The organism is Aeromonas sp. HMWF015 (assembly GCF_963878965.1).
GTDB lineage: Bacteria > Pseudomonadota > Gammaproteobacteria > Enterobacterales > Aeromonadaceae > Aeromonas > Aeromonas veronii.
Window position 1 is genome coordinate 1 of record NZ_CAWNZT010000185.1, and the last position, 4,710, is coordinate 4,710.

A 4,710-nucleotide genomic window follows, 5' to 3' on the forward strand; every position below is an offset into this window, starting at 1 on the left:
TGGAGATAAGGCTCCCCTCGGACTGGGAGCTCTTGCTCGCCATGCCGTTGATGGGGGCGGTCACCTGGGTGTAGCTGAGGTTGAGCTCCGCCTCTTTCACCTTGGCCTGAGCGGCCTGATGGCTGGCGATGGCCGCTTCATAGTTGGCGATGGTGTCGTCATAGTCCTTGCGACTCACCACCTGACGCTTGAAGAGGGGAATGATGCGATCCCGATCGGCACGGGCCTTGTTGAGACGGGCCTGCTCCTGAGCCAAAGTCCCTTTGGCCTGCTCCAGCGCCACCTTGTAGGGCTCAGGGTCAATCAGAAACAGCTCCTGACCGGCGGTAACCGGCTGGCCTTCCACATAAGTGCGCTTGAGCAGGATGCCACTGACCCGGGAGCGCACATCGATCTCGCGAAAACCGGCGGTCTCTCCCACCATCTCGGTAGTGAGCGGCACATCAGTCAGCTTGACCTCGGCGACCACCACAGGGACGGCGGGCATGGTCTGTGCCGTCTGGGTCGTCTCGCCGCCACAGGCACTCAGACCGCTGATCAGCGCCAGGGTCAGCAAGCTGCGTTTGTAAACCTCTCTTCCGGCATTGGGCACCTTCATCATCACACTCCTGTTGGATCGATTTCGGCTGCTGCGTTCAGCATGTTTCTCCATACACATCATTAACTTCATGATTAAAAAAACAACTTCTTTATGATTGGAATGGGAGATGATAGGGCGGCAACCTTGAACACAACCTTCTCAAAGTGGCAATTAGGATTGCGATTGACGAAAAAGTCTGACTTTTCCGATATGGGCGGGGGTCTTCGGGGATATTCATCCCGGGCCAAGGCTCTTCGCAACCGTATCACGCCAGCCACTCCTTGCTGCAAAAAAATAAGGTGCCATAAGGCACCTTGTCTGGATGGGTTTTTTACGCCCTTTTATCGCGGGCAACCGCGAGCCGCTTCACAGTTTACGAATTCGTCGCAGCTCATCGGTTAATCTTGCGCCACATCAGGCGAAGCAGGCCCAGATGGGGGCGTGGTCGGAGGGTTTCTCGATGCCGCGCAGCTCGTAGTCGATGCCGGTCTCGGTCACCTTGTCCTTGAGGGCGTCGGAGGCCATGATGAGATCGATGCGCAGGCCGCGGTTCTCGTCAAAGCCCTTGGAACGGTAGTCAAACCAGGAGAAACGCTCGCACTCGGTGGGATTGGCGGCGCGGAAGGTGTCGGTCAGGCCAAACCCTTTCAGTCGCTCCATCCACTCCCGCTCGATGGGCAGGAAGGAGCACTTGCCATCCCGCAGCCAGCGCTTGCGGTTTGCCTCGCCGATGCCGATGTCGAGATCGGTGGGAGAGATATTCATATCCCCGATCAGCACCAGCTGGTCGTCCGGGGTGTGGTTAGTCTCGAGGTAGTGCTGCAGATCCTCGTAGAACTTCTGCTTGGCCGGGAACTTGGTCTCGTGATCCTGACTTTCACCCTGCGGGAAGTAGCCGTTCATCACCTTGATGAGAGAGCCGTCTTCACGTTCGAAGGTGGCCATGATCATCCGGCGCTGGGCCTCTTCGTCATCGGTGGGGAAGCCTTTCTCCACCTTGACCGGCTTCTGCTTGCTCATGATGGCGACCCCGTAGTGGGCCTTCTGGCCGTGAAACTCCACGTGATAGCCCATGGCCTCCACATCGGCCAGCGGGAATGCTTCATCGTGCACCTTGATCTCCTGCAGGCCGATCACATCGGGCTGGTGCTTGTCGATGATGGCTTGCAGCTGGTGCAGACGGGCGCGCAGGCCGTTGATATTGAAAGAGATGATCTTCATGTCCGGGATGCTCATGTCATTTTTATAAGTGGCTATTGGACTAGGAATCGGCGGTGGATGCAAGTTCGGGGGCTGTGACTGGTGCAGCTGCTTGGTAACCTGTTCACGATCCGTCGCGAGAGGCTGTCAGCAAGGTGAAGCGCAGCGCAGGAACCGGATTGTATATGTATACATGAGGATTCCGAGCAGCACATGAGCCTTGATCACAGCCTCGCAGTAGGAGCGTGGACAGGTTTTAGCGGGTCATCTTCTTGACGAATACCACCACAAACAGCGCCAGCGTAAAGCTGCCGGTGAAGGCTTCGAAGGCGGCGAAGATCCTGGAGAGCCCGACCGGAGTGAAGTCGCCGTACCCCAATGTGGTGAAGGTGACCACGCTGTAGTAGAGGCATTCGAGCAGGAAGATGGCATTTTGCTCGAGCGGGGCACCGGGTTGGTAGATCAGGTGCTCGCCCTGAAAATGCAGTCCGCAGAAGAAGTAAAAAATGCTGCAGATAAAGATGAGCAGCAACGAGAAGAGCACCACCCGCATCGGGGCCTCCCCATAGCCGCAGAAGAGATCGACCACCCAGGAGGTAAAACGCTGGGTCGACCAGAACGGCAGTTGCAGGCGGCGCATGGTGAGCTCCCGCTGGATATAGTTGCCGGACATGGTGAAGATCCCCTGCGCCTCGGAGGCTTTGCGCAGATCCCGGTAGGTCTCTTCCGCCTCCTTGAACCAGATGCGCGCCTGTTTGGGATCCCGTTCGCGGCGCCCCTTGCGATCCTGCATCACCCGTTTGCCGGTCTGCATGTTGTCGAGCCGGGTGTTGTGCCAGCGGATGCCGAGCAGGTTGACGTCATCGAGGGTAGCGCACTGGAGGTTGGCATCACTGAGATCGGCTTTCATCAGGCTGCCGCCCTTCATGCGCAGGCCGTAGAGGTGACCACCGCGCAGGTTGGCGCGATAGAGGTTGCACTGCTCCAGCAAAAATCCCTGATCGGACTCCTTGTTGACCAGATTGAGGCCCGCCAGATTGGCCCGTGACAGCTGCAGGCCGTGGCAGAGTCCGCCAGCGCGAACGTACTGTTCAAGCGCCTCGGCGCTGCGGGCTTCCTGATGGGTATGGTGGGGATCATGCCAGTGGCAGAGATCGTGCTCGCCAGCCTCTTCACTGCAGTGGCGGCCATCGGCCACCAGATAACGACACATCGCCATCTTCGTTTCCCTCGCATTGCCGAACTGGTTTCAGCATAGGCGGGGAAAAGGGGGCGCGGCGGCGTCTTAGCTGAACTGGTTGAACTCCTGACGCAGCTTGCGAAAACGCTCCTGCTGGGCCGGGTTGAGGGGGATGCCGTCAAGCACGTCCAGGGTGTCTTTGCACTCGGCACCAAATTCCGGACTCTTGCGGTTTTTCTGCATCAGTTGCAGCAGCACCTGGATCTTGTTGAGAGCCGCACCGGTATTGGCGGGGGCGCGGCGCAGGGCCTCGCGGAAATGGCCGAGGGCCTGCTCCAGCTCGCCCGCCTGATAGGCCTTGATGCCAAGTTCGTTGAGCTGCTGGTAGCGCTGACGCCGCTCGAGCACCGTCTTGTCATCCCGGGTTGCCTGAATGCAGGTGGTGAGCAGCCGATCTTCGTCCTCCGCCAGCAGCCCTTGCAGGCTTTCGGCATATTCAAACTCGCCGAGCTGATAGAGGGCGAGGATGGTTTCGCCAAGCAGGACGGGGGGCATGGTGGCCGGTTCATCGAGCCAGTTCTGATTGGCGCGATAGAGCATCTTCTTGCCCTTGAGCAGCTCGCCCAGCGCAATCTGCACCCGGGCCTGACAGATCTGCTCGAACACCGGGTAGTTGAACTCCGACATCATCAACGAGTCGCGGATGCGCGACAGGGCGGAATTGACCTGCTTTTGCAGGTTGGCGATGTGGTAGCTGTCGTTGCTGTTGAGGGCGTAGAGGGTCAGGGTCTGGATATAGGCCCCCAGATAATGGGGCGTGCGATGGATCGAGTTGCGCGACAGGTCGATCAGTGACATCAGCACATCCTTGGCCTGGGCGTAGTCGTGGCGCTGCAGGCACACCTCCGCCAGCCGGCGGGAGAGTTGCACCGACTGGGGGGAGATATCCACCGCCCGTCTGAGCTCCTGCTGCGCCTGCTCGTCATTGCCAAGGGCCAGCAGGGATTCCGCCAGCCAGAGGTGAGCCTCCACCATCAGCGGGGTATTTTTGAGGGTCGCCTGCAGATGGCTGACCGCCTCTTCGTGGAGCCCCAGGGTATTGCACGCCTTGCCCAGCGTCAGGCGGGCCCAGCTGTTCTCCTGCCCAGCCAGCAGCTGGCGCATTAAAGATCGCGCCTCCTGCGCCTGACCCAGCTTGAGGTGGGTATCGGCCTGCAGGCAGCGGCAGTAGTTGGCAAAACGGGGCACCGCATCGGCCCGCTCGGCACAGGCGGTAATGAGGGCTGCCAGATTGTCATCGGCCAGCGCGGTAAAGACGCTGGCCAGGGCGTTGCGCCGGGCGAGGGCACGCTTCAAGCGAAACGAGAACTGCTCCTGGGAGAAGGGCTTCATCAGGTATTCGTCGGGCTCGGCTTCCAGCGCGCTCAGTACCATGGCGCGGGAGCTGTCGCCACTCACCATGATCACCACGCTCTGGGGCGGGATCAGGTCTTTGTCGCGCAGGCTCTCGAGCAGTTGGCGGCCATTCTCGCCAACCCCGAGATCGTAATCGATGAGATAGATGTCGAAACTGCCCTTCTGGCAGCGGCGCCGCGCATCCTCGGCGGTATTGGAGTAGGTGATGTTGCTGATACCCAGATTGAGCAGCATCGCCTTCATCATCACCTGAAACGAGCGCTGCTCATTGACCATCAGAATGCGTTGTGGCTTGGCTGGGCTCTTTTTTTCTGGCTCTTGTTCAGGTGTCTGC

Annotated in this window: 4 protein-coding genes; all 4 read right to left on the bottom strand. The window is 59.6% G+C overall.

The window, feature by feature from the left end:
* The coding region (locus AACS18_RS09755) for an efflux RND transporter periplasmic adaptor subunit (protein WP_146184879.1) at positions 1-598 on the bottom strand (598 nt) is incomplete at its 3' end.
* 396 nt (positions 599-994) lie between these two features.
* Entirely contained in the window at positions 995-1,801 is an 807-nt protein-coding gene (gene xthA / locus AACS18_RS09760) for an exodeoxyribonuclease III (RefSeq protein WP_005337776.1), read from the bottom strand.
* A gap of 235 nt (positions 1,802-2,036) precedes the next feature.
* Positions 2,037-2,999 (bottom strand): ion channel, encoded by a 963-nt coding sequence (locus tag AACS18_RS09765; protein WP_108614203.1) that lies wholly within the window; start codon positions 2,997-2,999, stop codon positions 2,037-2,039.
* 66 nt (positions 3,000-3,065) lie between these two features.
* On the bottom strand, positions 3,066-4,710 hold a 1,645-nt coding region (locus tag AACS18_RS09770), incomplete at its 5' end, for a tetratricopeptide repeat-containing response regulator (protein ID WP_258228902.1).

Bases quoted from the DNA above. Each gene is read 5' to 3' on its own strand.
- xthA (WP_005337776.1), bottom strand. From the start codon at position 1,801: ATGAAGATCATCTCTTTCAATATCAACGGCCTGCGCGCCCGTCTGCAC.
- AACS18_RS09765 (WP_108614203.1), bottom strand. From the start codon at position 2,999: ATGGCGATGTGTCGTTATCTGGTGGCCGATGGCCGCCACTGCAGTGAA.